Below are 26552 nucleotides of genomic sequence, written 5' to 3'. Positions count from 1 at the left end.
CGATGTGACTCGAGAATTACGTTTGTCGTGGGAATACGTATATTGAATATATTCGTCATAAAGCTGTTGCTCATACCCTTGGTGTTGGTCGCCTGCGCACCAGCTTTGGTGCGGCCATTGGACGGTGATGGTGACGGAATAGCTGATGCAGATGATCGCTGTCCGGCTACGAAAGCGGCTGCGGAGGTGGATATATATGGCTGTGCAGACAGCGATGGCGACGGCATTATCGATACCGTTGATCTCTGCCCTCGCACGCCAACAGGTAACGTTGTTGACCAGTTTGGTTGCATGGACAGTGATAATGACGGTGTAAAAAACGGTGAGGACCACTGTCCTCGCACCGCTGCGGGCGAGCGAGTCATGCACAATGGCTGTTCAGCGCGGCAAACTGTCGAGCTCGAAAGCCTGCGATTTGATCATGGCAGTATCACTCTTGACGCTCAGGCCCATGAACGCTTATCTCGTTTGGCAGGGTTGCTCCGTTCAACGCCGCAGTTTCGTGTGGCGTTGCAGGGCCACAGTGATAGCAGTGGATCAGCTGATGCGAATTATCGCTTGTCGCGAATGCGGGCAAATAAAGTAAAGGTAGTGCTGCTTGAGCTGGGTGTACCTGCCAGCCGTATTACCGTCCAAGCCTATGGTGATGCAATGCCGGTTGCTGACAATGACACACCCGAAGGTCGAGCCCGTAATCGACGAGTTGCTCTACGAGTGATTCGGGCGAATTCGTTTAAATAGGACGGCAATTCAGGCATTTGGGGGTGCATTTGCACGGTCATTATCAAATGCTACTTTACTGTTTCTATAAGAGGGTTTAGGATTTCTTGGTTTTTAAACGTTAGTTCGCACACATTTTAAATAAAATTTTACGTTATTATGCGCCACTATGCCCTAAAGTGTGTATTAAGCCTCGTGCTGACGTGGTAATTTGCGCTTTATAAGGTATAACTTTAATGAATCAGGGGATGTTTATGAGCAAGCAATGGAGAAATGCTCTTGCTGCCGGTGTGATTTTAGCATCAGCGGCAGGTGCGGCGACGGCCCAGGCCGAAAAGGAAAAGGGTTACTACATTGGTGGTAATGCTTTTTACAATGAAGTATTTGACGCAGACGGCACAGTAACAACGTCTGATGCCGGCGGTATTCCCGGACTTAGCGCTATTCCAGTTGTTGGCGATCTGCTTAACGGATTGCTAGGTGGTTTGGGTGGCGGTGGCGGTGCAAACGCCAACTTTGAAACTAGCTACGACACAGACATTAGCTACGGTTTCACCTTTGGTTATAAATTTGAAAGCCCATATCGTCTTGAATTTGAATATCGTCAAGGCGAAAACGATGTAGATAAAGTGAGCGGCGGCGGTGTGTCTTTATCTAGCAGCAGCTCGTTAGAAGTGACCTCGATGATGGGTAACTTGTGGTATGACTTCTCTGCAGGTGAGCGTCTACGTCCTTACATCGGTTTTGGTTTGGGTCAAGCAAACCTAGATTTTGGTAATGGTGACGACGACGTTACTATCGGTCAGTTGGGTGCGGGTATCACATACTACATGACCCCTCGTTTGGCGATTGATGCAGGTTACCGTTATAGCGTTGCTGACGATGCAAGCTTTAAATCTGGCGGAACCGAAACTGAAATTGAATACAGCGCACAAAGCCTGTTGGTTGGCCTGCGTTATAACTTCTTTGACGCGCAATATGGCGTACAAGATGCTGATGGTGACGGCGTTTCTGATGAAATGGACGAGTGCCCAGGCACACCACGTGGCGTACAAGTAGACAGCGTTGGCTGCCCACTTGATGGCGACAACGACGGTGTCGCTGACTACCTTGATCAGTGTCCTAATACACCAGCTGGTGCTGAAGTAAATGCTGTTGGTTGCCCATTAGACGGCGATAACGACGGTGTTGTTGATGCAGATGATGCCTGTCCGAACACGCCTGCTGGCGAAGCGGTTATGTCTAACGGCTGTGCAAAAGATCAGGCGGTGATTCTGCGCGGTGTTAACTTTGAGCTGAATAGCGCTAAGTTGACTGTAAATGCAGAAACTATTCTGAATGACGTAGCGGCAACACTGACTAGCTCGCCTGGCTTCAATGTTGAATTGCAAGGCCACACTGACAGCACTGGTAGCGATAGCTACAACATGAACCTGTCGCAAAACCGTGCTAAGTCAGTGAAAAACTACTTGGTTGGCAGTGGTGTTGGCAGTGATCGTTTGACTGCAACTGGCTACGGCGAAGAACAACCAATCGCGAGCAACGATACTAAGGACGGCCGCGCAGAAAACCGTCGCGTTGAACTGAAAGTATTGGGTAGCGATACAGTGGCTGAGCCAATGTCTTACGACGAGCCAATGGTTGAAGATGAACCAATGGTTGAAGACGAACTAATGCTTGAAGACCCTGCTGTAGACGACGAGCCAATGGTAGAAGAAGAGTCAGCAGACGAAATTATGATGGACGAGCCTGCTGCAGAAGAAGAGTATCAGCCATACGAAATGTCTGAGGATGAGTTAGATTACTAATTCGCCATTAGGCAGTTAGTTTAGCTCAGAAAAAACCCGGCCNNGGCCGGGTTTTTTTATGGCTGTTGTTTTTACTAATTGAAATGTTGCCGTGAGCTACTTGGGGTTTGCGAGGCGTTGCCAAATAAGTAATTGATTGTTGGCGGGCATATTGTGGTCTGCCACAAGTTGAAATCCAGCATGCTTAGCCAATTCGCGTATTGCTTCAAAATCGCGGATGCCGCTCACGGGGTTGTTTCGTTTTAACCAAAGGTCGAAGTCAGCGTTGCTGGGGGAGGTGAAGTCTCCGCCGTACTTAAATGGGCCGTAAATGCAGAGCAGTGCATTGGCTTTTAACTGTACGTTCACCTTATGGAAAAACAACTCAACCTCTGGCCAGCTCATAATATGCAGGGTGTTTGCAGAAAAAATGGCATCGTATTGTTCTACAGGCCAGTTGCTATCACGAACATCCAAAGTGAGTGGCGCCGGTAGATTAGTGCCTGTTAGCCAGCTGCGTATGCCGTCTATATTTTCAGCGCGATCACTGCACTGCCAAATTAGCTGAGGCATATTGGCCGCAAAGTAGACCGCGTGCTGTCCCGTGCCACTACCGATTTCCAGCACATGCTGGCATGCTTGTAGTGCAGTTTTTAAGTGATTCAGTATGGGCTGTTTATTGTTCTCGCAGGCTTGGGAGAAGGGTTTAGCGTTGCTCATGGTACGACCGCCGAAGGTGTGTGGCGCCAAGTGGTGGCGAATGTAAAAATTCAGTTTAGCGTTTATAAGGGGAGTACAACAATGGCCTATTGGTTGATGAAATCTGAGCCTGATACGTTTAGCTTAGACGATTTGCGGAGCCGACCCGATAGCACCGAGCACTGGGATGGCGTTCGTAATTACCAAGCTAGAAATATGATGCGGGACCAAATGAAGCGCGGGGATAAGATTTTCTTTTATCACTCGTCCTGCCCTGTTCCGGGTATTGCTGGAATTGCCAAGGTGGTTCGGGAAGCGTCTCCGGACGGCAGCGCACAAAATCCTGAGTCACGCTATTACGACCCTAAGGCGAGCGCCGACAATCCGCGCTGGTTTATGGTGGATGTAAAGTTTGAGCGTAAATTTAAGCGCTTATTGCCCTTGTCAGAATTGAAAGCAGAACCGGCATTGGCCGAGATGGCCTTGCTTAAAAAAGGTAATCGCCTGTCAATTATGCCGGTGAGTGAAGATGAGTGGCAGCAGATACTGTCGATGGTGTAAGTGCTAGCAATTATCGCGCAGGTCTATACCGGCGCGTCTCTTAAAAACACCCATTCCCGCGCAGTTGATTGTTCGGCGCTAAAGTAATAACCCTCACTATTGAAGGATTTAAGTTGCTCAACATCTGTTAGACGCTGCTTGATAATATAAGCCGCCATTAAGCCTCTCGCTTTTTTCGCATAGAAACTGATGATTTTATATTTGCCGTTTTTTAAATCTTTGAATACTGGCGTAATAATTTCAGCCTTGAGGGTTTTGGGTTTAACCGCGCTAAAGTATTCATTGGAAGCGAGATTTACTAGCACTTGAGAGTTGATTGCTGTGAGCTGCTTATTCAGGGCCTGGCTTATTTTGTTGTCCCAAAACTCATATAAATTCTTGCCGTCTTTGTTTTCAAAACGGGTGCCCATTTCCAGTCGGTAGGGCTGAATTAAATCTAAGGGCCTAAGCAGGCCATAAAGCCCAGAAAGAATACGCAAATGTTGCTGTGCGAATTCAAAATCATCCTCGCTGAAGCTGTCGGCATCTAAGCCAGTATATACGTCGCCGCGAAAGGCTAGCGCCGCCACCTTGGCATTGTCTGGCGTAAATGGCCGCGACCAATTCATAAACCGTTGGTGATTTAATTCGCCGAGTTTAGGGCTGATTTTCATCAGCGCAGAAATATCGTCGGGGTTGAGCTTTTGCAATTGCGAGATCAGCTTTTGCGAACGTGGCAAAAAGTCGCCTTGGGTGAATTGCTCGGTGTGGGATGGGGTTTCAAAATCCAGCGTTTTGGCTGGAGATATAACAAGTAACATGTGGTTTCCTATCAGGCTTGCAGCAATGCTTGCCACCAATTAAGAGGCTCGCCGCTATCGGCATCGTAGACATTGCCGTAAATCCAACTGGCCTTGTCGCCGTTTATCCATTTGCCCATCAGTTGTTCGATGGCGCTGAATCCTACGCCAAAATGAATGCTGTAGACCAAGGCGCGCTCGGTTTTAATATCTAAGTGGCCAGACAGCTTTTCAATTTCTGCGGTGAGCTGCATTTCTAAGGCCTCATTGGGCTCGCGGAAAAACACCCGAATACATAGATTGCCGCCGCGCTCTACGACGATAAAGCGGCCGCGGGAGTCCGGATTGAGATTTATGCTGTCTAGGGCTGCCACGCCGCGCACAAATAGCGGCGACTTCAGCAGGCGATAATCGCCTTCGTTTTGCAGCGGTGTGGCAAGCACCTTCTCAAAAATGGGCTGATTATTTACAGGGTGGGTGCCGGCATATAATTCCAGCAGGGTTTCCTGGTCGGGAAAGAGCGCTTCATCTGTCATAGGTATTTGCGTTGTTACGGAGATTAGATGTATTGGTGGGCAATGATACCGATTTTACTCGGCTACCGCACGGCAAGGATCTGCCGTGGGTAACAAGTAGGTGGAGTGCTTACTGATTGGGAAATTGAATGCCGATTGGTGGCGGTATGTAAAAGTTGTCGGGCCGTGCTTGCTGGCCAATGCTAATTAATTTAAACCCGCCTTCGACCTGTAATACACCGCTGTCTTTTTGCTCATTGAAGGCATTTTCCAGCGCCAGCAGCTTGTTGCCGCGCTCGTTTTTCATTGAGCTGGCAAAACGACGGAAGAATTGGCGCAGGCCGTCACTGGCTTTGACCACATCGGCTCGGTCGGTGAGCACGGTTAGGTATTTCGCGCGGCCATCGCTAGCGGTGTAAACTCGGCCCTTTATACCGGCAACGTCACTGAACTGGCCGGTAGGCGTTAGGCTTACCGCGCTGGAGTCGGGTATAGTCAGCTGCTGTCCGTTTTGGGCGTTGTTGAGAATGCCGCCCATTTCGTCAACGTTCATGACGACGCGGGCGCCGCCTTGCTGGAGCACGGCAATGGCTTGCTCGCCGTTGATAATAGAATAGCCAAGCTGGCCGCGATCTACGCGGATGTGTTGATCGTCGCGATAGCTGAGTACAATGGTTTCTTTGCCCATTGCATACCGCGCAACAAGATCTGTCTGTGTGCTGCCGGCATGTAAGCTACAGGCAAAGCCGAGCAGAGTAAGAATAATAATAGTACGCATGGTGTCTCCTTGGCATCTGAGCCCGCAGAATAGCTATAATATGAGACCTTTGCACAATGGTTATTTTATCCTCTGCCGGCGACAAAATCGTACTCAATCGGTCATTTATGATTATAAATTCCCTCATTTCGTGTGCTTTTTCCTTGCCAGAGAACAAAATTCCGGCTCGTGCAAAGGTCTCAATATGCAGCTAATTTAGGGATACCCGAATAGTGAAGCAGTGTGTTTATTTAATAGATGAGTTTACTGAGCGACTTGGACGTCTGCTTGCGTGGTTAATTCCCTTAATGATGCTCGGTACCGCAGCGGTTGTCATTATGCGTTACGGTTTTGGGCAGGGAATGACTGCTTTACAAGAGTCGGTCACGTATTTGCACGGCACAGTCTTTATGCTTGGGGCAGCGTACACCTTAAAGCACGGTGGCCATGTACGGGTGGATATCTTCTATCATCGCTTTTCGCCACGGATAAAGGCCTGGGTCGACAGTATTGGCAGCATCGTCTTTTTGTTACCTCTCTGTGGTTTGATTCTGATTACGAGCTGGGATTTTACTGCAAACGCATGGCTGATACGTGAGGCTTCGGTTGAGCCCGGCGGTTTGCCTTTTGTTTATCTTCTTAAATCGTTGCTGCCGCTGATGGCGATAAATCTCGCTTTACAGGGCGTGGCTGAATTACTGCGAAATACTATGATCTTGGTCGGTACGGAGGCTGAAACGCGTGCTGATTGAGCTTTTACCTCTGCTTATGTTTTTGGTGATTTGCCTAGTGTTAATGCTAGGTTATCCCGTGGCCTTTAGCCTTGCGGGCACCGCCATGTTGTTTGCGGGTATTGGCATTAGTATCGGCCATTTTGATGCCTCGTTTTTATCTTCTCTGGCGGGACGCTTATACGGCACCATCACTAATGTCACGCTGATAGCCGTCCCGCTGTTTGTGCTAATGGGGGTGTTACTGGAAAAGAGCCGCCTAGCGGAAGACTTACTCAGCAATATGGCTGCGCTATTTGGCCGTCGTCGCGGTGGCTTAGGATTTTCAGTGATCTTGGTTGGTATGTTGCTAGCGGCAAGCACTGGTATTGTTGGCGCGACGGTCGTCACTATGGGCTTGATGTCGCTGCCAACCATGTTAAAGCGCGGATATGACCCGAGTTTAGCGACCGGCACCATCTGTGCTACCGGCACCTTGGGACAAATCATTCCCCCCTCCATCGCATTGGTTTTATTGGGTGATACCCTGTCTAGTGCTTATCAACAGGCGCAATTAGATTTAGGTGTGTTTAGCCCTAAAACCTTGTCGGTGGGCGATTTGTTTATTGGCGCGCTGGTGCCTGGTCTGATGCTAGTTGGTCTTTACTTACTTTATATGGGCTTTGTTGCAATGAGACAGCCCGAACGAGCGCCAGCCGCAACAGACCTCGATCCGCCGCCGATAAGTGCTTTGTTAAAAGGTTTACTTCCGCCGGTTGTATTAATTCTTACTGTATTGGGTTCTATTTTACTGGGGGCCGCCACACCAACTGAAGCCGCTGGCGTCGGCGCACTTGGCGCCGCACTTATGGCCTTGGCCAAGGGGCAGCTCGGCGTTGCGCGAATGGGTGAGGTGGCGAGAGAAACCCTAAAAGTGACCAGCATGGTCTTTATGATTTTAATTGGCGCCGCGGTATTTTCTTTGGTGTTTCGCGGATTTGGCGGTGACGATTTAATTCAGCACTTTTTTGCGCAACTTCCAGGTGGTGTGATTACCGCAACCTTGATAGTCATGCTGGTGATATTTTTTCTTGGTTTTATTCTCGATTTTATTGAAATCACTTTTGTGGTGGTACCGATTGTCGGTCCAATATTATTGGCGATGGGCGTAGATCCCATTTGGCTGGGAATTATGATTGCGCTTAATTTACAGACCTCATTCTTAACACCGCCTTTTGGCTTTGCGCTGTTTTATTTGCGTGGTGTTGCACCGCCATCGGTCACTACCGCCGATATTTATCGCGGCGTTGCGCCGTATATTGCACTGCAATTGCTCATGCTAACCTTGCTAGCAATATGGCCGTCATTAGCGACGTGGTTACCATCTTTTGTCCGAGGTCAATAATGATAAGTCCTACATTGACAATTCCTGTGGGCACACGTTTACTGTGCGTCTTTACCACTTTCTACCAAGAGAATACTAATTATGCGTGACATAGACGACACGCCCAAACCGACAGGCACGCTCGCCTTACAAACGGTTGCAATGCCAGCCGACACCAACCCCAGTGGTGATATTTTCGGCGGCTGGTTAATGTCGCAAATGGATTTGGCCGGCAGTGTTACCGCATCGCGCCGAGCAGGTGGTCGAGTTGCAACGGTTGCTGTTGATGCAATGGCATTTATGACGCCGGTTCGCGTTGGCGCGGTGGTGAGTTGTTATACTGAAATATTAGACGTGGGCCGCAGCTCTATTCGCGTTCGTGTCGAAGTGTGGATAACCAGCATACATCAAGATGAACCTGCCAAAGTGACTGAAGGTGAGTTTGTCTTTGTGGCGATTGACGGCAATGGCCGTACTCGCATTGTTGATTGAGTTAAGCCTGCTACAGAAAGACGATGTAAAAGCACCGAGAAACAGCCCAGACTAGGGGCCTTGTTCACACTAATTGGATTGCGACTGCTGGAGACATTTTTGTCTCCAGCCCTCCGGGTTGTGATTAAAAAGCACTACTCGTCGTTGCTCTTCTCTCATTTGGAATGATCAAACTACATTCCTCGCGCCTTGATTGGCGCTCTTTTAGTCACATCAAATTAGCGTGAACAGGTTCTAATAGCTAACGACAATAATGGAGAATAACAATGTCGATGCTTAACAAAGTCTGTCTCATCACTGGGGCCACCAGCGGAATCGGCAGAGAAACTGCTTTGGCCCTTGCCGAGCAAGGCGCAGAACTTTTTATTGTGTGCCGCAATGCCCAAAAAGGTGAGGCTGTGTTGGCGGAAATCACTAGCCAATCTCCTGACTGCAAGATCACCCTCTTACTTGGTGACTTGGGCTGTCAGGCAGATATTCACCGTATAGCTCAGCAATTTCTAGAAACGGGCAAGCCGCTACATTTACTCATGAATAATGCGGGGGTGGTGAATACCCATCGCAAGCTCAGCCGCGACGGTATTGAAGAAACCTTTGCAGTAAATCATCTTGCGTATTTTTTGATGACCGAATTACTGCGCGAGCGTCTAGTGCAAAGCGCACCGGCTCGCATTGTGAGTGTTGCATCGGCGGCTTATAGTTTTGTGAAAGGCGTGCAGTTTGACGACCTTGAATATGAGTCAACGCCCTATAAAACCTTCCAAGTTTACGGGCATTCAAAGTTGTGCAATATTTTGTGGACACGGCAGCTGGCAAAACAGTTACAAGGCACGGGTGTCACCGTTAACTGTGTCCACCCCGGCGCGGTCAGTACGGGATTAGGCCACCAAGATCATGCCGTGATTGGGAAAATTGTTGGCTTGCTACTGAAGCCGTTTTTCCGCAGCCCTGCGAAGGGGGCAAAAACCTCTATCTATGTTGCTACATCGCCAAGTGTCGAAAATATTACGGGCGAGTATTTTTCAGACAGCAAGATCAAACGAGTGAAGCCCTGGGCGAAAGATGATGACGCTGCGGCAAGACTGTGGAAAATCAGTGAAGAATATTTAAAACTGGCGTGAGTCTAGGAATTAGGCTTTGCTATTTAAGAGTCTTGTCATAAACGAATCTCTTAAATAGCAGAGTGTTTTTAATAAATAAATCTATCCTTACAAATCCCGCGCATTGATATATGACTGCTCAGAAATATGATGGTATTCCTTGGCGCCATCCATAAAGTTTTTCCAGCTGGTATACACCTTGTTTGTAAATGGGTCACTATTGGCGAGTTCTTTCAAATAATCGTCAGATGCTTTGTGAAGCTCGCGAATAACGTCGTCGGGTAGCTTGCGCAGATCTACATGATGAACGTCAACCAATTCACGTAGTGCAGCATTATTGCGTGCGGTGTATTCGTCGAGCATATCTGCATTGGCGTAGCGTGCGGCGGTTTCTACAATCGCTTTAAGATCTTCTGGCAACGCTTCAAACGCTGATTTATTAATGATGAGTTCTAGCGTAGAGCCCGGCTCATGCCAGCCCGGATAGTAGTAATATTTTGCGACTTCATGAAAACCAAAAGCGAGGTCGTTATAGGGAGCAACCCATTCAGTTGCGTCAATAACGCCGGTTTGGAGTGAGGTGTAAAGCTCACCGCCGGGCAGCGTTACCGATGTGCCGCCAAGGCGATTCCAGACTTCGCCGCCGGAACCGGGGATGCGCATTTTTAAGCCTTTTACATCTGCCACGGAATTAATTTCTTTATTAAACCAGCCGGCCATTTGCACGCCGGTATTGCCGCCCGCCATGGGAATTAAATTGAAGGGTGCGTAGGCTTCGCGCCATAACTCTAAGCCGCCGCCATGATATAGCCAGCCGTTCATTTCCTGTGCGGTCATGCCAAAAGGAACCGCAGTGAAAAAGATGGAAGACGATAATTTCCCTTTCCAGTAGTACGCGGCGCCATGGCCAGCTTCGGCGCTGCCGGTAGAGACGGCATCAAAAACGCCCATCGCGGGCACTAATTCGCCGGCACCGTATACTTTTATGAGTAAGCGGCCTTGGCTCATTTTATTCACCATGGCGGCAAATTTTTCTGGGGCGGTGCCGAGCCCTGGAAAGTTTTTGGGCCACGTAGTCACTAACTTCCAGTGAAAAACTTGTTGCCCGCTGGTGCTACTTTCTTGGCGTTGGGCGCTGTGATCTTTGCTGCGTTCGCCCACGTATAGCCAGCTCATGGCAACTAATGCTGCCAGTAAAGCCAAGATAATTAGCGGCGAATAATTGGCTTTGGTAGCCTGATTCATTGTTATTATTCCTGTCTTACAATAGCTGCAAATTCGCGTATTGCAGCACTAGCCACTTGCTGCCTTCGTCTTCGAAATTGACCTGTACTCGCGCACTAGCACCTTGGCCTTCGAAGCTAAGCACTACGCCGGCGCCAAAAATACTGTGCAAAACTCTTTGCCCCAAACCAAAGCCGATAGATGCCGCCGCAGCTTGCTGAGCGCTAGTGGTGCTTGGTGCGTAGCTGCTGGGCCGAGTGACGGTATTGTTAATTCGCACTTCATCAATCAGCTCGTTTGGAATTTCTCTAACAAAGCGTGACAAGCTATTAAAGCTTTCCTGCCCGTGCAGGCGGCGAGACTCTGCGTAGCTTAAATATAATTTTTGTTCGGCGCGGGTAATGCCAACGTAAGCCAAGCGGCGTTCTTCTTCTAAGCGCTCAGGGTCTTCCATCGACATTTTATGGGGGAAGAGGTTTTCTTCAACGCCGACAATAAATACTGCTGGAAACTCTAAACCCTTGGCCGAGTGCAATGTCATAAGCTGCACGCTGTCTTCATGTTCATCAGCTTGTTGATCACCGGCGTCTAGCGCCGCTTGGTCTAAGAATGCGCGTAAGGGCTCGGCTTCTTCATCTTCTGAACTATAACCACGCGCAGCGGTGATTAATTCTTGTAAGTTCTCGACTCGGGCTTGGGCCTTTTCACCCTTTTCTTTTTCGTGAAAGGCGATTAAGCCAGACTTATCAATGGCGATACTTACCTGCTCATCTAGAGGTACATCTTGGCACTGCGTCGCAAGATCTTCGATGAGTGACAAAAACCCGCGCAAAGCATTGCCCGCTCTAGCCGGTAGCAAGCCATTTTCAATAATGGCGACGGCAGCGCGCCACAAAGATGTTTGATGTTCGCGAGCATATTCCCGCAGTATTTCTACCGTGCGATTGCCAATACCGCGGGTAGGGGTATTGATGACACGTTCGATGGCAGTGTCGTCGTCGCGCAGCGCAATAATGCGCAAATAGGCTAAGGCATTCTTGATTTCTAAGCGATCATAAAAGCGTTGGCCGCCATAAATACGGTAGGGCACGCCGGCGCGAATTAAATATTCTTCAAGTACACGAGACTGGGCATTGCTGCGATACAGCACGCCGATGTCGCTGCGGCGATAATCGTCACGGAGCAGCTCATCAATTCGATCAGTAACAAAGCGCGCTTCGTCTTGTTCGTTAAAAGCGGCAAACAGCGCGATCTTGTCGCCGTCTTCGCCCTTTGTCCAAAGTTCTTTGCCCATTCGTTGGCTGTTATTGGCAATCAGCGCATTAGCAGCTTTAAGAATAGTGCCGGTGGAGCGGTAATTTTGCTCTAGGCGTACGACTTGGGTATTTGGAATGTCTTTGGAGAACTGCTGAATGTTCTCAATGCGCGCACCGCGCCAGCCGTAGATGGACTGGTCATCGTCGCCGACGGCGGTCATCGCCATGCCTTTGTTGGTCAGCAAACGTAGCCACGCGTATTGGACCGCATTGGTATCTTGAAACTCGTCGACCAGTACATGTTTAAAGCGCTGTTGGTAGTGATCAAGAATGGCGGCATTGTCGCGCCACAGCTCTAGAGCGCGCAGTAAGAGCTCAGCGAAATCAATAACCCCTTGCTGGCGACAGACTTCTTCGTAACGACGGTAAACTTTAAGCATGGTGGTTAGATGGTGATCGCCGCCAAAGTCGTCGATATGTGCTGAGCGCCGGCCCTCATCTTTGTGGCCGTTAATAAAATACTGGGATTGGCGCGGTGGCCAGCGGCTGTCGTCCAATTCTAATTCGCGATGAATACGCTTGAGCTGGCGCAGTTGATCGTCGCTGTCCAGAATTTGAAAATTGTCGGGCAGACCGGCTTCGCGAGCGTGGGCTTTTAGCAAGCGGTGGGCTAAGCCGTGAAAGGTGCCCACCCACATACCGTGGTTTAGGTTGCCATCTAGCAAGGCTTCAATCCGGCCGCGCATTTCGCGGGCGGCCTTATTGGTAAAGGTCACCGCCAGAATGCTGTAGGTAGACAGGCCTTCGACCTTTATCTTCCATGCTATGCGGTGTACTAAAACTCGGGTTTTGCCACTGCCGGCCCCCGCCAGTACTAGCGTGCCGGTGCTGTCAGCGGTAACTGCGTCGCGCTGTGCGTCATTGAGATCATCAAGAATATAAGATACGTCCATGGCGGCATATTCTACTGGGATTCGCCGGCGCTGACACCGCTAAAATGTGATTAGCGGCGAGTGAGCAGCAATATTAGTAATGAGCGCTACTTTGCCGGGATTAAATGATGGTGTAGTGGCGAGCGATATTGTCGCTGAGAAATAAGAAGCCGCTAGGCATCATGTCTGCTGGGACATAATATCTAGCGGCTAAGTGGTACAGATATCGTTATGAGCTTATTGTGGGCTCGGCCCTACGCGGTCATTTTTGAACGGCTATTTCCTCACTAATTGGTCCTTCATCTGCAATACGCGTAAAGCGAGCTTCAACGAGGACATCGGCGAAATCTTCTTGGCCGGCGGGGCTTTTGCTATCAATTAACACACTATTTGCCGCTCCTTTAACGGGTGCGATGTTGAGAAACCAGGTGTCGTCAAATTCATCGGTCTCGGTGTAAGTCAAAGTGCCCGCTGAGTTGAGCTCCCAAACCAGGGTGGTAACGTCATTTTCTTCAAAGGTCACGGTGCCGGTGCCATCTGCCTTGAGCTGGACGCTGAAACTTTCAACGAAACCCACTTTGTCGTGATAAGACGGCGAGGTCGTGGTGACCTGCCAATCACCGACTAAACCTGCCTCGTCAAAGCGGGTTTCGCGATGGGCTAGGATATCGTCTAAGTTTTCGCCATCACCAACGAGCGTAGTTGTGAACTGGCCGATGCGGGTAAATGAGTATTCGTCGCCCTCGCCTATATCTTCCGAGCTCAGGTCGCCCCATCGTTCCACAGTGAAAGTATTTGTATTTTCATCAAGGTGGTCTTTATTGTATAAACCGCCATCGCCATCGGTTTCAATGCTTGCAGTGGCAGTATAGTTGTCACCGCTGATTGCAAGCGTGCCGAATTCACCGGATAAGGCCTGCGCCGGTTCGTTGGCGTTATCGTAGTCTTCAAGATTATTGGTGTGTGCAAGGACGTATTCGGTGTCAGATAAGAACGTCAGAATATTGAGATTGTCGCTTTCCGCCTCATAGAGCTTCCAAGCACCCTGTAATGCACCAGGGAGGTTTTTAATACGGGAAAAGGTAACGGTCTCACCGGCATCGTCAGTAAAGCCGAGTGTTAGCTCGTCGCCGACTAAGCTTGCAGATGATACCGAGCTTCCCTCATCGTAAAGGCCGCCTGAATTATCGGACTGCTCAATCAGACTTGTGCTGAATGCACCGCTCTCAATATCCCAAGAGTAAGTACCATATTCGACTGACCCTGCGACTTGGTCACCGTCGTCAGTATGCTCATGAATAATGACGTATTCGTTTCCTTCGACGAATGTCAGTACATTGCGTTTACCGTTGCCTTCACTGTACAGCCAGCTGCCGAGAATTTGTGCTTCTTGTGCACTTTGGAAGTGTGCTTCAGCCTGCTCTTCGCTGACGAGTTGAATGCCATCTCCTATGGTATCCAGTATTGCCTGGGCTTCGCTGTCGAAGTCGGCGCTTTCTAAATCTAAGGTGCTGTCTTTGAACGCGTTTTCCGCTTCTGCTGAGATTGAAATGCCATTGTCGGGATTGTTGTCGTCGTCTAGCGATTGCAGTAGCTGTAAAATATTGGTCCGAACTTCACTACTACCTTGGGCTAGGTCAGTTGGGGTGATTTGTTGTGACGCGCTGATGCTGGGGAACTGCAGGTCGCCAATGGAGAATACAATTGACTCGCCCTCGCGGTAGTCGAATTCACCTAGGGCGTTGGTCAGGCCCTGCAAGCTATCAGTTTGGTATTTAACACCGTATACCGGGCTATCTGTAAAAATGCCTTTAAGGCTGTCGCTGGGCGTGCCGGAGCCACCTCCGCTAGAGCCACCGCTGCCACCACCACACGCGGTGACAAGAAATATACAGTTTAAACCAAGCAATTTTAATTTCATTGTAGCTACCCCATAGCCTTATGTTTTTAGATCAGAACTAAATGAACACGCATAATTTGTGTCTAGTATGAGACTAAGGACTATTGCTCGAGATGGCCTCCCCAATATTGGGGGGAGGCGCTATATTGTTGTTACTACTGATATGGCTTAGTGGTGAAAAGGCACCAATACGCCTAGGCTGAGTTACAATAACAGGGCATAAATCAAATAATTTGAACTGGTGGGCAGCAATTTGCGACCGAGAAATATCATCCGTGCCATGGAAACTTGCCGTGAGCAAATGCGCCGATCTGAGCGCAAAGTGGCCGACTATATTCTGGCCAACCGCAAAGAAGTGATTCATATGCGGATAGTTGACCTTGCGCAAGAAGCGCATGTCAGCGAGCCCACCGTGGTCCGTTTTTGTCGCGCAGTCGGCTGCGACGGTTTTCAAAACTTTAAAGTAGCCCTAGCTCAACACATTGCCCACAGTCCAGAGTACGAAGAATTTAGCTTTGGCGACGAAGACTCTGCCCGCCAATACACCTTCAAGGTGTTTGACTCGACGATGGAGGCCTTGAAAAAAGTTCGCGACAGCATAGAAGTCACGGCCATCGAAAAGGCCGTGGAATTACTCAGCAATGCCCGCCGCGTTGAATTTTACGGCTTTGGTGCCTCTGCCGCCGTCGCTACCGATGCCCAGCACAATTTGTTTCGCCTACAAATCTCTGCAAGTGTTTATTCCGATCCACACGTGCAAGCGATGTCGGCAATGTCCTTAAATCAGCAAGATGTGGTGGTGGTCATTTCCCAATCCGGCCGAACCAAGGCTTTATTGGATGCCATAAACTTAGCCAAGCAAAATGGTGCGCCGGTGATTGCACTAGCGCCCAGCGGATCACCCGTCACCGCAGCGGCGGACCTCGCCATTTATGTTGACGTAGATATGGACGAGGGCGACTACACGCCGTTGCCGTCGCGCTTAGCTCATATGGCTGTGTTGGATATTCTCGCCGTCGGAATTTCCCGCAGTAAGGCCGGAGTGCGCGAGCATTTAATCGCCATAGAAAAAGGCCTGCAGGTACTGCGTACAGATATTAAAGAGTGAGTGTTTGCTAACGATGAGCAGGCGAGTATACGAAAGTGCGCGATACCGTTATTTTAAATTAGTTCATTTTTATTTTAAAAAAGGTGGAATTGTTTTAAAAAGCTGTTTAACTTAGCGGCGTCTAGGACGGATGTCGCAGTGAGTTGCTGCGTAGGAATATGAATCTCAAGGAGTGAGAATAGGTGAAGGGATTTCGGCCGCTTTTATCAAATGTACAAAGGCTTGCACGCCGGCCCGTCATTATGGCCGCTTTTAGTCTGTTAGCTACTGGCTGCGCAACATATCAATCTTCAGACGCTGTTCAAAATATAGATCTCCGTTATCAGGCGGGAGACTATGCCTTACTTGCAGAATCCATTGAACAGCAACTTGATCTTTTCGATTCTGAATCCGGTGAACTTGCCACAGTAACACCCACTGGTGATGTATTGCTGCATTTAGAAGCGGCGGAAAGCTGGCGCTTAGTCGGAAATAAAGCGCGCTCTATAGAGCATTACGACGTTATTGAAACCCTATTTAAAGATGAAGATACAGAAGGGTTTGGCAAGAAAATAGCAGAAGGTATTGGTGCAGCATTTGTCAATGATAGCGTTCGTTCGTATGAGCCGCCGCCAGCTGAACGTATACTGACAAATTTTTATAAGGCGCTGTCTTTCTGGTCTTCTGGCGAGCTTGATAATGCGCGCGTTGAATTTAACCGTGCTAATGAGCGTGCGCGAATTGCGGTTGAACGCTATCAAAAAATGATAGAAAAAGAACAGGCAAAAAATGAAGAAGATAGTAACTCTAAACAGAATCTCCATTCAGATGGTGTTCAAAACGCGCTATCGCAAAATTTCCCAAATATTGAATACTGGGAGGTTTTCGACAGTTTTGTGAATCCCGCAGTAGCGTATATTAATTCAATATTCTTGGCGCAAGGCCCCGGTGCTGATATTGAAAAAGCCGAAACTTTATTGCAGCGGGTTAGCGGTATGGTAGGCGATAACGCACAAATCAATGAAGATTTACTAAACCTTCGGCAATACGGGCGCTTAACAATTGGCAGCCCGCAGCGTTGGATTATTTTTGAAAGTGGCTTAAGTCCGGTGTATGGAGAGAAGAAATTCTCCATTCCGTGGATAACCTCTAATGCATTAATTCAAGTAACCGTCGCTCTTCCTGAACTTATTGATCGTCCTAGTGGAATGGGTGTCAATGGCTTGGCTATTGATGACAACGCTGTACAGTTAATACCGTTCGCAAGAATGGATATGGTTATGCGGACCGAATTTAAGAAGCGCTGGCCAGCCACAGTTTCACGTGCGGTAGTATCTGCTGCGACAAAAGCCATACTGCAAGACCAGATGGGACGGAAATTTGGTGCACTGGGGAATTTAGCCGGTACTGTGTATGCCAATGCTAGTGCTTCCGCAGATACTCGCGCCTGGCATGCCATGCCTGAGCAGTGGTCATTGGCAAAAGTTCCTGCGCTTCAAGAATCCTCGTTAAGAGTGCCTTACGGCAACGGTGAATATAAAGAAGTGATGTTACCTGCCAATCAGAATACCTTGATTTATATAAAGCAGCCAACACCGTACGCGGCGCCGCTTGTCGAATTGTTCTATTTATAAGAGGGAGTAATAGGTGAATAAAATAACTAGGATTTTGTTAGTAATATCTTTTGCGCTGGGATTGCAAGCCTGCGGATTATTAAAACCACAAGACGCCTCACTACCATCTTGGGCAGCGCATGTGTCTTACGACGGGCGCTATTTAAATATTTTAGATGTGCGTGATTGGTCTAATGATCAAAAAGGCATGAAGGTAATGCTGCGAGCAGAGTCAAGTGCAATGACAGATCTTAGAATTTCATTCCGTGTTAATTGGTATACCGAAGATGGCCAGCCAATTCAGACGGTGCTAGGGAAGTGGCAGGAGCGGGTTGTGTCGCCAGGCCAAACAATAGAGCTAGTTCAGGTGTCGCCAGGGCCGCGTGCGGCAGATTACCACTTTGAGATTATTGAAAAGTAAGTTGAGGAATTAAAATGAACAAATTTATTTCAATGTTCGTGTTGGCTATTGCATTAACCGGCTGTGCCAGCGGTGTTCAAATTGTCGACACAAATAATGATACCGCTGAAAGCGTAATGGGTTTGGAGTATCGAGATTTTGAAAAAGCAGCTGGTGAATCGGTTCAGTCTATGCTGGCTACGGGTGCGGTAAATAACCCCAATGGCGGTCGCTATGTGCTTGCGATAAGCCGGATGATAAATGACACCATGCAGCGCATTGATACCGACCAATTAGTGAAAAAAATTCGTATCGAACTGCTCAATTCTGGCAAGGTTGTAGTGACTACCGCTGTTGGTTTAAACGGCCCTGAAGATGAAATGACAATGGCGGCACGTGAGCTGCGTGGTAATGGTGAATTCAACCAAAGCCGTGTGGCCGCTAAAGGACAGCTGCAAGCACCTGATCTTTCTTTGTCCGGTAAAATTCTTCAGCGCAATCACAATATGTCGCGCGGAAAGCAGCAGGTTGAATACTTTTTCCAGTTAACGCTAACAGATATAAATAGTGGATTAGCAATTTGGGAAGGTGAAACACCAATTATTAAACGTGGCTCAGCAAGCACGGTTAGTTGGTAAGGATTATTTATGAATAAGGCGATTCTCGTGCGTGCTGTAACCGCATTTAGTGTATTGATATACACCTCTGCAACCTTGGGTGCACAGCTAAACATTGACGAAAATACATCGCTTTTTGATGCTATTGAAGATTATCAGTTTCAAATGGAGTCGGAGCTTTTAGCTCAAGGTAAAAATTACCACATGGCGTACGGTATTGCTGGTATAGCTGGTGCGAAGGGATCGACGGCATACGTAACCAGTGTGAATACCGCTTATCAGTTTGCGCTGGCACAGGCGTACGCTCAATTAGCTGGCGAGCTCGGTGCTGAGATGATTTCAGCTGAGACAAGTGTCAATGTGACAAGTACGGGTGGCCCAGCGGAAGCACTAGTTGCTGATTGTGAAGAGCAGCATAAGGTCGCTAAACAAGATACTCAGACTAACGAGTCGTTTTTAGATGTTGTGAAAGGCGCTATACGATCATTAACGAGTAGTGATGAAGAAAAAGCGGAAAAATCTAAGTTAGAATCGATCATTGACTGCACTTCCACAACAGATCGACGCTTAATTACAGATGTGGTTTCTCGATCAGTGAATGATTCTTTTTCAGGCGCTCGGATTGTCCAATCAGTTATTCACCAAGGTCAGCTTGGCGTTATCATTGGGCTTTCTTCAGAGACAGCAGAGGTCGCTGGAGTGCTAAGTTCGCAACAATCTAGCGCGAAAACAAATCTTGGCGCTAAAGCAGAAATTCAACAATGGGTGCGTAATCAGCTCGATGCTCAAACTGGCTCCGTATTGGGGCTGGTCGGTTCTCGAATGACCAAATTGTCGAATGGCGAATGGGCTGTTGTTGGATTTGGCATTGCGCCGGCAAGTGAGCCTTCTGCGTCAAATGTAATGAACAGTAGCCGAATCCAATCTGAGAGAAAAATATCTGAAACAAATGCCATTCGGGAATTGGCACGATTTTCTAACATGGCCGTGGCCCATAAATTAGATCAGTCAACTAAAGATGACACTCACGCTTATGTGCAAAAGCATATTGAAGATGGGAGTTCTACTGTTAGCCAATTGCAGAAAAACGTTATTTTAAGCCAATTGGAACAAGCGTACAAAACGCAAACGACTTTACGTTTAAAAGGCGCGTCAAAAGTGGTTGCTAAAAAGTACAGCGATGACGGTTCGGGCGTAGATTTCTATCTTACGGCCTATGCGTGGAGTCCGAGTATGCTGTCTGCCGCGGAGCAATTTCGATCAGAGACCAGTTCGGCGTTTGATAAAGGTAAATCTGGAAGTACAAGCGTTAGCGTATCGGGGCAAGGTAAATCTACAGGCAATACGCAGTCGGCGCCTGTTATTAGCGAAGATTGGTAAAAACAATGAAACGTATATTCATGGCAATGAAGTTATTAGGTGTTATTTTCGCGGTGTGTTTGTTGTTGCCGGTGTCATTACATGCCCAACCGACGGGAACTCGGCAAGTAGAGGTGGAAGCGAGCGGCTTTGGTGGAACACAGGATGAAGCGATACGTGCTGGATTGGCGTCGGCGGTTTCTCAGGTCAACGGCACGTCGTTGCAGGCAGATCAGGTTACGGCAAGTAGCAATGTTGTCGGCGCAGTAAGTAATAAAGACGGAGTAACTGAAGACGTTGATGTCACCTTGTCGGCGTCAATATCTGCCCGTACCCAGACGAGCGGTAACATTCATAGCTACGATGTGCTTTCGTTGACAAAGATTGAATCTGGTTACGAAGCAAAGCTTATGGTTCGTGTTTATCGTTATGATACATCGGCCTCGTCTGCGCGAAAGCGCATGGCACTGCTGCAGACTAAAGCGAAGAACAGTAAGTACTTTGTTTTCCGGAATTACTCTGGGTCTGAACTTGCTGGGCTAATGACAACAGCGATGGAGCAGGAGCTGGTGCAAACTCGTAAGTTTGCAGTTTTGAGTCGAGATAATCTCGCTGAGATAGGCGCCGAACTGAATCTCATCTCTTCCGATGCAACGTCTCGGGAAGAAAAGGCGAAACTGGGCCGCATGCTGGGTGCTGATTTCTTATTGCTGCCAGAGATAGTCAGCGCCACGGGTTCAACACAGAGTAAAACTATTAAAATTACCGGCCAAACCGAAACGTGGTCCGCTGGTTCTATTGTCGTCAGCGTAAAAGTTATCGCCGTAGCGACTGGCGAAGTGAAATACGCAGAGCAATACAGTTCGTCAACAAGCTCTGAGAATAGTCGCGGCCTTGTTGCGAATGTTGCTAAGAAGGCAGTGACTGATATCGTTGAAAAAATATATCCAAAGCAAATAATTAAAGTTTCATCGTCAGGCGTCATTATTAATGCCGGCGGCCGGTCGGTATCTGTAGGCCAGCGATATAATGTATTTCTGCCTGGAGAGGTATTATTTGACCCTTACACTGGCGAATCCTTAGGTTCGGAGGAAACGTTTGTGGGGGCGATTGCCGTAAGCAAAGTGCTACCGAAAATGTCTCACGCTACTAAAGTGTCTGGCGGGGGATTTGAGCCGGGAATGATCATTCGCCCGACATCTACGCCAATAGCAAAATCTAAAGCTCCTGTTCAGCCTAAACAACCCGTATCGGGTGTTGCCCTTCCTTTTGATTAGTCGATAGGTAAATAGTATGAAGAAAGTAAAAGTAATGATAGCAGCCGGCGTTCTTGCGGCATATTCCACTGCGTCTTATGCGGAGCAGGGTGCCGGTTATTTAATCGCACAAGTATTGCTAGCGGACTACGACGTTTCTGAAAACGAGATGCGAAGCATCCTAGATGATGGCAGCTTGTCATCATTTGCTTATGATAACGAAGGTGAAGGCTTTGCCTTTGGTTTAGGCTATCGTTTCAGTAATAACTTTGCTGTCGAAGGGGGGTATATCGATCTGGGTGAAGTGAGTGGCGATGGCAACTCTGATGGAACCGTTTTTTACGCTCCGGGTAAAGTAGAATCTTCAATTGAAACCGACGGTATATTTGCAGGATTTCTATTTTCTCAGGCCCTTTCTCCGGGTTTTTCCTTGACCGCTAGATTGGGTTTTTTGAGCTGGGACTCTGAATTCTCGATAAGTGATTCTGTCGATGGTGGGTCCGGCAATGATGATGGAAGAGATGTTTATTTTGGTTTTGGTGCCGCTTTCAATGCCAGCTCTGCTTTTCAAATTACTGCTACTTTTGATCGTTACCAGTTAGACGATGTCGATGTTGATGTTATTGGCTTAGGTGCCAAGATGTATTTTCAATAGTAAGTTTTGGTATTTAGTAAGCAAGCATTTTTGCCGCTAATAAGCGGCGTTTTTGTTTTATATACAGTTATTCGTTTTGCTAGGAAATGGCGCTAAACACATTAACCCGCGTTCCATTTAATCTCGGCACCCGCGACAGCGGATCTACGTCAGTGTTAGATACCAAAATATTTCTGTTCACGCCGCCATTGTATGTGCCTTCCCCTGTTTTAGGATCGAAGGTGCGATAGCCCCAGCCATGCTCCATTACCGCGACGCCGCGGCGAATGTCGGTAGATAGTTTTGCCTTGGCTTGTAATTGATTGCTCGCTGAGCTGACAGTAACAAGTTGGCCGTCGTTAATGCCAAATCTTTTAGCGTCCTCAGTATTAATTTCGATGGTGTCACCGCTCATTTCCTGTTCTTTCATGCCGGTCATGCTAGTTTCTACTGACCAAGAATTCATCATTTTCATTCGCCGTCTGCCGATCAACTGCAAAGGGTATGTCGAGGTATCTTCTGGGGTTTCATTGACGCGTTTGTCTAGCAGCTCAATAAATGGCGGTGGTGCGATATTTACTTTGCCGCTGGCGGTAGTGAGTTTTTTGAATAGTGCACCAAATTCTGGTCGAGTGTTGACGTCGCCAAGTCCATGTTGGGCATTTTGTATATCTTTCCATTTAAACCTGCCACCGGATCGAATGAGGACTCGTGATAGCCATATCGGGGAAAAGCCGTAATTCTTTTTGCCTGTCCACGTGGCTAGTTTTATGCTGGCTTTGACGACTGGGTTTAACCATTGCTTACCCATTACAAAAGGCTTATTCATTGCAATGGCGAGGTCGCGTAAAAATTCCCACTCGTAGCGCATGCCATCTGGAATTTCTACAGCGGCGCGGCTCATTTGCGCGCGCGGCGAGGGGCTGAGTGCTTGCAACAAGGGATTGATGTCGGTGCGCTCGAGAAAGTGATCGCCTGGAATGAGCCAATCTGCGTGGCGGTGACTTTCACGCTGAAAATGATCGATCACAACAAAGCATTCTAATTGTGAAAGCGCGGCATCGAGTTTGTCGCCTTCGGGCCCGGAAACAACGGGGTTGCCGCTATTCATAATTAAGGCGCGTATTTGGCCTTCGCCGGGGGTGGTAATTTCGTCGGGGAGTTCTGCAATACTGTGGGAGCCGGCGATATTTTTGTTGCCCCGTAGGCGGCTAATTGCGTCTGAGGGTGGAAACAGGGCATCGCCCGCTTTTAAAAAGTCTAGAATACCGGCGGCGTAATAAATGCCGCCCTCTTGCTCTACCCGATTAGTAATTAAATTTAATGCCTGCACTAGCCACAGCGCTAGGACGCCGTTGCGACCTTGGCTAACGCCGGTTCGGCCGATTGCCATTGCTCGTGGAGCCTTAGCGAATTGCTCGGCAAGTGAAAAAATGGTGTCTTTTGGTATGTCGCAGAGCTGGCTAAGAGCCTGTAAATCGGCGCTTTGTGCGTGGCTTTTAAGCGTCGCTAAACCATCTAGATATTGTTTGGGGGCATTGTCCCATTCATTGTCGAAGATGATTTTGATGATGGCTAATAATAGCGCCCAGTCAGACTCTGGCAGAGGCGCAATATGTTGGCTGGCTTTGGATGCGCATTCGGTCTTGCGAGGGTCTACAACGACAAGTTCTGCACCGGTGTCTTTACGGGCAAGTATGCGTTTCCAGCCGTCGGGTGAATAACCTATCCAACACATTCCGCTAATTTGCGGGTTGGTGCCGATTGGCAGGTAGTAATCACAGTGGTCTATATCTGGTTGTAAGCTTACCCAGGGATTGCCGTAAAGATTTTCTGACACAACATGCAACGCATTTTGATCAACAGAGGCGACCCAAAACCGGTTTTCGGTGCCGATGGCGTCGAGGAACATTGAGAAGAATAGCGCGCCACCGAAGTTGAAGCCATTGGGGTTTCCGGTATAGCTGCCAACAGCGTTTGCACCGTGGTTATCGATAATGCTGTTTAAACGCGAGCCAATATCGGCTATCGCTTCTTCGTAACTGGTCTCTATGTAGCGGTCACCAACGCGCTTCATGGGTTTGGTAATGCGCTTTTCGTGATTTAAGGCGAGATGAGATTTCGCCCCTTTTATACAGTAGTCCCGCCAGCTGAAGGCATTGTCCTTGTCGGGCTCTATTTTGATAACCGTATTGTTTTCCGCTGTGACTTTTAGCCCGCAGCCCTGTTCGCAAATGCCGCACACTGTGTAGCTGGTTTTCATTTTATTCCCTCGACGACGTTATTGTTATTGGCTGGCGGGATCATTTAACCGACATTATTAATTCTCAGTTTAATACTCTAACAAATTGTGTCAAAAATACACTATTTCTTTTTCGCCTCTTATTCGCGGTGGATTCTCGTTCTTTTGGGGGTGCCTGGTTTTTCTTAAGTTTTCCTTAAAGATGGCGCTGTACGCTACGAGCATGGAAATCTAATGTGAGGGCGCAAAGGTGTATTCAACTCAAATAGATGTGGTAAACAACGATTTAGGTAGTACCGCTTATACGAGCCCTCAGACCGGTGAAGCTCTAGAGGCAACCCCACAGCTTAATATTATTGGCCGTGATGCGCCGGAGCGGGCAGAGATAGAGGCCTATATTGCAAACAAGTTCTCGGCTGCCTACGGCGCAAAGCTTAGAGAGTTTTTGCCTGTTTTCTTACTCATGCGCTCGCGTAGTGGTATAGCGGGGGTGCTTGGAATGCGTCGCGGTATTCACGGGCACGCGCTGTTTGTAGAGCAATATATGGATCAACCTGCCGAAGTGTTGCTGGCTAACTTATTAGGTAACGAAGTTCAGCGCACAAGCTTGGTTGAAATTGGTAACCTCGTCTCAACATGGCGCGGTAGCAGCCAAATGCTGTTTATTGCCTTGGCATCGCTAATTTGCCGCTCAGGCGCCGAGTGGGCCGTATTTACCGCAACGCCAGAGGTGCAAAAATTACTTCGCCGCCTGCGTGTAGAACAATACACCCTGTGCGAAGCCGATGGCCGCCGTTTAGGTGTGCAGCTAGCCGACTGGGGCACCTATTACGACACCAAACCCACCGTCATTGCGGTGAATGCCCGCAGTGCTATCGACATCTTTGCCAAACAGCCCATGACCGCCATGCTACTCGGCGGCTGTGATGCACAATTGAGCAATGTGGACGACCACGGCTTGCGAGCTCTGTATGAGTAAGATCATTCATGCGCTGCAGGGGTTTGCTTCAAACTCTGGCGATCTACCGGCACTTCGCGGAGATAATAGCGCGTTTAGCTATAGTGGCATGCTGGCTGCGGTGCACATGCTCGCGGACGAACTTACTACCTTGGGTATTGAGCGCGTAGGTCTTGCGGCAGACAACGGACCAGAATGGATTATTGTAGATTTAGCTTGCCAGTTAGCGGGTGTCCCCCTCATTCCGCTACCTGGCTTTTTTACACCACAGCAAATGCGTCACGCCGTTGAAAGTAGTGGTGTAGATGCATTGCTGAGCGACCGAGACGGCTTCGCTTCCACCTGCGCCACCTTATTTGGTGCGCGGCTTTCGGGCGGGGCAGTGACTTTTGCTAGCCTAACAAGCATCAGTGCGTTTCGTTTATGTCCGCTACTCGATAGCTTTTTATTGCCAGACAACACCGCAAAAATCACCTATACATCGGGATCAACTGGTCACCCTAAAGGTGTGTGTTTATCTGTAGCAGCCCAGTACGCAACTGCCAGCGCACTGAATGATGCGCTCAAAGATACACCGCTGCATCGGCATCTCGCGGTTTTACCACTGGCGACGCTTCTGGAAAATGTAGCTGGCGTGTATAGCGCGCTTTTGCGCGGTGCCGAAGTGATGCTGCCCAGCTTAGCGACCTTAGGTTGGGCGGGAAGCTCAGGCCTAGATATTCAAGCACTCGAGTCTACCTTGACCGCAGCAAAACCAGATAGCGCGGTATTGCTGCCGCAAATATTAAAAGGCCTGATTAGCGCACGGGAATCTGGAAAATGGCCTGCGCCAGCAAGCCTGAAATTCCTCGCTGTTGGCGGCGCGAGAGTAGCGCCTGATTTAATTAAGCGCGGCAGACAACTCGGTCTACCGGTTTATGAAGGTTATGGCTTATCTGAATGCGGATCGGTGGTTAGTGTTAATAGGCCGGGTGCAGATAAGCTAGGTTCTGCGGGCAAAGTGTTGACGCACTGTGTAGTCCATACTGCTCGGTCTGAGTTGGTAGTTGGCGGCAATGTTTACCAAGGTTATCTTCAAAAAGAACACTGTGTGCCTGTCCCTACTGAAGTTGCAACCGGCGATCTTGGCGAAATAGATGATGACGGGTTTTTGTGGCTGCATGGCCGCAGTAAGAACGTACTAGTAAATAGCTACGGTAGAAATATTTCACCGGAATGGCCAGAGAGCGAGTTATTAGCTCAACCAAGTATTCTGCAATGTATGGTTATTGGCGACGATCAAGCGTATTGCAGCGCATTGATCTACCCCTCGCCACATGCCAGCCACGAGCAAATCGATCACGAAATTAGTATGTGCAACAGTGTGCTACCCGATTACGCGCAAATTAAGCGCTGGGTACAACTGCCGGTGCCGCTTAGTGCTGAAAATGATTTGTTAACCGCTAATGGGCGATTACGTAGGCATGAAATTTTAATGCATTACAGCGGTTTAGCCGATACATGTTATTGCGATTATCCAGAACTAATACGTAGTACAAACTCCGCTGATGTGACGGTGGCAAAGGAGTAA

Annotated in this window: 24 protein-coding genes; 16 read left to right on the top strand and 8 right to left on the bottom strand. The window is 48.5% G+C overall.

The window, feature by feature from the left end; genetic code table 11:
* Positions 1-42 precede the first annotated feature (42 nt).
* Positions 43-741, top strand: a complete 699-nt coding sequence (locus tag GVJ32_RS16435) for an OmpA family protein (RefSeq protein WP_159241167.1) — start codon at positions 43-45, stop codon at positions 739-741.
* Between the two features lie 233 nt (positions 742-974).
* The gene (locus GVJ32_RS16430) at positions 975-2528 is read left to right on the top strand and encodes an OmpA family protein (protein ID WP_159241166.1); all 1554 of its coding nucleotides are present in this window, start codon (positions 975-977) and stop codon (positions 2526-2528) included.
* A 96-nt stretch (positions 2529-2624) separates the two neighbouring features.
* Here GVJ32_RS16430 and GVJ32_RS16425 read toward each other — a convergent pair whose 3' ends face one another.
* Entirely contained in the window at positions 2625-3227 is a 603-nt protein-coding gene (locus tag GVJ32_RS16425; RefSeq protein WP_159241165.1) for a DUF938 domain-containing protein, read from the bottom strand.
* A gap of 81 nt (positions 3228-3308) precedes the next feature.
* Here GVJ32_RS16425 and GVJ32_RS16420 point away from each other — a divergent pair, with 81 nt between their 5' ends.
* Positions 3309-3767 (top strand): EVE domain-containing protein, encoded by a 459-nt coding sequence (locus GVJ32_RS16420; RefSeq protein ID WP_159241163.1) that lies wholly within the window; start codon positions 3309-3311, stop codon positions 3765-3767.
* 23 nt (positions 3768-3790) lie between these two features.
* Here GVJ32_RS16420 and yaaA read toward each other — a convergent pair whose 3' ends face one another.
* The 3 genes from yaaA to GVJ32_RS16405 form a co-directional block, all read right to left on the bottom strand.
* Entirely contained in the window at positions 3791-4567 is a 777-nt protein-coding gene (yaaA, locus tag GVJ32_RS16415) for a peroxide stress protein YaaA (protein ID WP_159241162.1), read from the bottom strand.
* An 11-nt stretch (positions 4568-4578) separates the two neighbouring features.
* Positions 4579-5082 (bottom strand): DUF4265 domain-containing protein, encoded by a 504-nt coding sequence (locus GVJ32_RS16410; RefSeq protein ID WP_159241161.1) that lies wholly within the window; start codon positions 5080-5082, stop codon positions 4579-4581.
* Positions 5083-5191: 109 nt separating this feature from the next.
* On the bottom strand, positions 5192-5839 hold the full coding sequence (locus GVJ32_RS16405; protein WP_159241160.1) for a hypothetical protein: 648 nt from the start codon (positions 5837-5839) through the stop codon (positions 5192-5194).
* A gap of 212 nt (positions 5840-6051) precedes the next feature.
* On the opposite strand from GVJ32_RS16405, the gene GVJ32_RS16400 reads away from it, so the two are divergent.
* The 4 genes from GVJ32_RS16400 to GVJ32_RS16385 all read left to right on the top strand — a co-directional run bounded on the left by GVJ32_RS16400 (position 6052) and on the right by GVJ32_RS16385 (position 9525).
* Positions 6052-6570 carry a TRAP transporter small permease subunit gene (locus tag GVJ32_RS16400; RefSeq protein ID WP_159241159.1) on the top strand — a complete coding sequence of 173 codons (519 nt, stop codon included), beginning with the start codon at positions 6052-6054 and terminating at the stop codon, positions 6568-6570.
* On the top strand, positions 6563-7933 hold the full coding sequence (locus GVJ32_RS16395; protein WP_159241231.1) for a TRAP transporter large permease: 1371 nt from the start codon (positions 6563-6565) through the stop codon (positions 7931-7933). The genes GVJ32_RS16400 and GVJ32_RS16395 overlap by 8 nt, the downstream gene beginning before the upstream one ends.
* 81 nt (positions 7934-8014) lie before the next feature.
* Positions 8015-8404, top strand: coding sequence for an acyl-CoA thioesterase (locus GVJ32_RS16390; protein ID WP_159241158.1), 390 nt, complete (start codon positions 8015-8017; stop codon positions 8402-8404).
* Positions 8405-8670: 266 nt separating this feature from the next.
* The gene (locus GVJ32_RS16385) at positions 8671-9525 is read left to right on the top strand and encodes an SDR family oxidoreductase (protein ID WP_159241157.1); all 855 of its coding nucleotides are present in this window, start codon (positions 8671-8673) and stop codon (positions 9523-9525) included.
* Positions 9526-9612: 87 nt separating this feature from the next.
* On the opposite strand, the gene GVJ32_RS16380 is transcribed toward GVJ32_RS16385, so the two are convergent.
* The 3 genes from GVJ32_RS16380 to GVJ32_RS16370 form a co-directional block, all read right to left on the bottom strand.
* Positions 9613-10749 (bottom strand): TRAP transporter substrate-binding protein, encoded by a 1137-nt coding sequence (locus GVJ32_RS16380; RefSeq protein ID WP_159241156.1) that lies wholly within the window; start codon positions 10747-10749, stop codon positions 9613-9615.
* Positions 10750-10765: 16 nt separating this feature from the next.
* Positions 10766-12937 (bottom strand): DNA helicase II, encoded by a 2172-nt coding sequence (gene uvrD, locus GVJ32_RS16375; RefSeq protein WP_159241155.1) that lies wholly within the window; start codon positions 12935-12937, stop codon positions 10766-10768.
* Between the two features lie 241 nt (positions 12938-13178).
* Entirely contained in the window at positions 13179-14837 is a 1659-nt protein-coding gene (locus tag GVJ32_RS16370) for a hypothetical protein (RefSeq protein WP_159241154.1), read from the bottom strand.
* A 259-nt stretch (positions 14838-15096) separates the two neighbouring features.
* Here GVJ32_RS16370 and GVJ32_RS16365 point away from each other — a divergent pair, with 259 nt between their 5' ends.
* The 7 genes from GVJ32_RS16365 to GVJ32_RS16335 all read left to right on the top strand — a co-directional run bounded on the left by GVJ32_RS16365 (position 15097) and on the right by GVJ32_RS16335 (position 21803).
* Positions 15097-15924 carry an SIS domain-containing protein gene (locus GVJ32_RS16365; RefSeq protein WP_159241153.1) on the top strand — a complete coding sequence of 276 codons (828 nt, stop codon included), beginning with the start codon at positions 15097-15099 and terminating at the stop codon, positions 15922-15924.
* A gap of 242 nt (positions 15925-16166) precedes the next feature.
* Positions 16167-17537, top strand: coding sequence for a hypothetical protein (locus tag GVJ32_RS16360; RefSeq protein WP_159241152.1), 1371 nt, complete (start codon positions 16167-16169; stop codon positions 17535-17537).
* A 13-nt stretch (positions 17538-17550) separates the two neighbouring features.
* Entirely contained in the window at positions 17551-17937 is a 387-nt protein-coding gene (locus tag GVJ32_RS16355) for a DUF1425 domain-containing protein (RefSeq protein ID WP_159241151.1), read from the top strand.
* 14 nt (positions 17938-17951) lie between these two features.
* Entirely contained in the window at positions 17952-18554 is a 603-nt protein-coding gene (lpoB, locus tag GVJ32_RS16350) for a penicillin-binding protein activator LpoB (RefSeq protein ID WP_159241150.1), read from the top strand.
* A gap of 9 nt (positions 18555-18563) precedes the next feature.
* Positions 18564-19913: a hypothetical protein gene (locus tag GVJ32_RS16345; protein WP_159241149.1), complete on the top strand. Its 1350-nt coding sequence runs from the start codon at positions 18564-18566 to the stop codon at positions 19911-19913.
* Between the two features lie 5 nt (positions 19914-19918).
* Entirely contained in the window at positions 19919-21169 is a 1251-nt protein-coding gene (locus GVJ32_RS16340) for a CsgG/HfaB family protein (RefSeq protein ID WP_159241148.1), read from the top strand.
* A gap of 16 nt (positions 21170-21185) precedes the next feature.
* Positions 21186-21803 carry an outer membrane beta-barrel protein gene (locus GVJ32_RS16335; RefSeq protein ID WP_159241147.1) on the top strand — a complete coding sequence of 206 codons (618 nt, stop codon included), beginning with the start codon at positions 21186-21188 and terminating at the stop codon, positions 21801-21803.
* Between the two features lie 79 nt (positions 21804-21882).
* Here the strand turns inward: GVJ32_RS16335 and GVJ32_RS16330 are convergent, their stop codons facing one another.
* Positions 21883-24045 carry a molybdopterin-containing oxidoreductase family protein gene (locus GVJ32_RS16330; RefSeq protein WP_159241146.1) on the bottom strand — a complete coding sequence of 721 codons (2163 nt, stop codon included), beginning with the start codon at positions 24043-24045 and terminating at the stop codon, positions 21883-21885.
* Positions 24046-24274: 229 nt separating this feature from the next.
* Here GVJ32_RS16330 and GVJ32_RS16325 point away from each other — a divergent pair, with 229 nt between their 5' ends.
* Both GVJ32_RS16325 and GVJ32_RS16320 read left to right on the top strand, forming a co-directional pair.
* A complete protein-coding gene (locus tag GVJ32_RS16325; protein WP_159241145.1) occupies positions 24275-25003 on the top strand; it encodes a thermostable hemolysin in 729 nt (242 codons plus the stop codon).
* The gene (locus tag GVJ32_RS16320; protein ID WP_159241144.1) at positions 24996-26552 is read left to right on the top strand and encodes an AMP-binding protein; all 1557 of its coding nucleotides are present in this window, start codon (positions 24996-24998) and stop codon (positions 26550-26552) included. The genes GVJ32_RS16325 and GVJ32_RS16320 overlap by 8 nt, the downstream gene beginning before the upstream one ends.

Source organism: Zhongshania aliphaticivorans, assembly GCF_902705855.1.
Classification (GTDB): Bacteria; Pseudomonadota; Gammaproteobacteria; order Pseudomonadales; family Spongiibacteraceae; genus Spongiibacter; species Spongiibacter aliphaticivorans_B.
The sequence above is the reverse complement of the archived record's forward strand: the minus strand, read 5'-3'. Positions and strand labels throughout refer to the sequence as shown.

Coding starts and splice junctions, on each gene's coding strand:
- GVJ32_RS16340 (WP_159241148.1), top strand. CDS start 19,919: ATGAAACGTATATTCATGGCAATGAAGTTATTAGGTGTTATTTTCGCG.
- GVJ32_RS16370 (WP_159241154.1), bottom strand. CDS start 14,837: ATGAAATTAAAATTGCTTGGTTTAAACTGTATATTTCTTGTCACCGCG.
- GVJ32_RS16430 (WP_159241166.1), top strand. CDS start 975: ATGAGCAAGCAATGGAGAAATGCTCTTGCTGCCGGTGTGATTTTAGCA.
- GVJ32_RS16390 (WP_159241158.1), top strand. CDS start 8,015: ATGCGTGACATAGACGACACGCCCAAACCGACAGGCACGCTCGCCTTA.
- GVJ32_RS16410 (WP_159241161.1), bottom strand. CDS start 5,082: ATGACAGATGAAGCGCTCTTTCCCGACCAGGAAACCCTGCTGGAATTA.
- GVJ32_RS16345 (WP_159241149.1), top strand. CDS start 18,564: ATGAATAAGGCGATTCTCGTGCGTGCTGTAACCGCATTTAGTGTATTG.
- GVJ32_RS16320 (WP_159241144.1), top strand. CDS start 24,996: ATGAGTAAGATCATTCATGCGCTGCAGGGGTTTGCTTCAAACTCTGGC.
- GVJ32_RS16405 (WP_159241160.1), bottom strand. CDS start 5,839: ATGCGTACTATTATTATTCTTACTCTGCTCGGCTTTGCCTGTAGCTTA.
- GVJ32_RS16420 (WP_159241163.1), top strand. CDS start 3,309: ATGGCCTATTGGTTGATGAAATCTGAGCCTGATACGTTTAGCTTAGAC.
- lpoB (WP_159241150.1), top strand. CDS start 17,952: ATGAACAAATTTATTTCAATGTTCGTGTTGGCTATTGCATTAACCGGC.
- GVJ32_RS16425 (WP_159241165.1), bottom strand. CDS start 3,227: ATGAGCAACGCTAAACCCTTCTCCCAAGCCTGCGAGAACAATAAACAG.
- GVJ32_RS16365 (WP_159241153.1), top strand. CDS start 15,097: ATGGAAACTTGCCGTGAGCAAATGCGCCGATCTGAGCGCAAAGTGGCC.
- GVJ32_RS16380 (WP_159241156.1), bottom strand. CDS start 10,749: ATGAATCAGGCTACCAAAGCCAATTATTCGCCGCTAATTATCTTGGCT.
- GVJ32_RS16360 (WP_159241152.1), top strand. CDS start 16,167: ATGGCCGCTTTTAGTCTGTTAGCTACTGGCTGCGCAACATATCAATCT.
- GVJ32_RS16335 (WP_159241147.1), top strand. CDS start 21,186: ATGAAGAAAGTAAAAGTAATGATAGCAGCCGGCGTTCTTGCGGCATAT.
- yaaA (WP_159241162.1), bottom strand. CDS start 4,567: ATGTTACTTGTTATATCTCCAGCCAAAACGCTGGATTTTGAAACCCCA.
- GVJ32_RS16385 (WP_159241157.1), top strand. CDS start 8,671: ATGTCGATGCTTAACAAAGTCTGTCTCATCACTGGGGCCACCAGCGGA.
- uvrD (WP_159241155.1), bottom strand. CDS start 12,937: ATGGACGTATCTTATATTCTTGATGATCTCAATGACGCACAGCGCGAC.
- GVJ32_RS16330 (WP_159241146.1), bottom strand. CDS start 24,045: ATGAAAACCAGCTACACAGTGTGCGGCATTTGCGAACAGGGCTGCGGG.